The sequence below is a fragment of the Vibrio sp. 1727 genome (assembly GCF_033344415.1).
Taxonomy (GTDB): Bacteria; Pseudomonadota; Gammaproteobacteria; order Enterobacterales; family Vibrionaceae; genus Vibrio; species Vibrio alginolyticus.
Genome location: NZ_JAWPOT010000314.1, coordinates 1 through 670 on the forward strand (window position 1 = coordinate 1; position 670 = coordinate 670).

1 protein-coding gene is annotated in these 670 nt (G+C 49.6%); it reads left to right on the forward strand.

The window, feature by feature from the left end:
* A partial coding sequence (locus tag R8O10_RS25455; RefSeq protein WP_318191989.1) for a UbiD family decarboxylase occupies window positions 1-670 on the forward strand: 670 nt, incomplete at both ends.

A 670-nucleotide genomic window follows, 5' to 3' on the forward strand; every position in this document is an offset into this window, starting at 1 on the left:
ATTGGAAAAACTGCCAGTATTCAAACAAGTGTTGAATATGCCAGCCAAGCGACTGCGTAAAGCGCCATGCCAAGACATTGTGTGGCAAGGTGACGAAGTCGCTTTGGATAGAATTCCGGTGATGAGTTGCTGGGCGGAAGACGTAGCACCACTATTAACGTGGGGTTTGACGGTCACCAAAGGGCCGAATAAAAAACGCCAGAACCTCGGTATCTACCGCCAACAAAAAATCGCCAAAAACAAAATCATCATGCGTTGGCTAGCTCACCGTGGTGGCGCGTTAGATTTGCGTGATTGGATGGAAACCAACCCGGGTAAGCCGTTCCCAATTTCCGTGGCGTTTGGTGCCGACCCTGCCACTATCCTTGGTGCGGTGACGCCAGTGCCGGATACGTTATCAGAATATGCCTTTGCTGGTTTGTTGCGTGGCAGTAAAACCGAAGTGGTCAAATCCATCAGTAACGATTTGGAAGTCCCAGCAAGTGCTGAAATCGTCATGGAAGGATACATCGATCCGAACGAGTTTGCCGATGAAGGCCCTTACGGCGATCACACTGGCTACTATAACGAAAAAGAAAAGCATCACGTCTTTACCATTACGCACATCACCATGCGTAAAGACCCAATTTATCCCAGTACCTATACTGGTCGTCCACCAGATGAGCCGGCG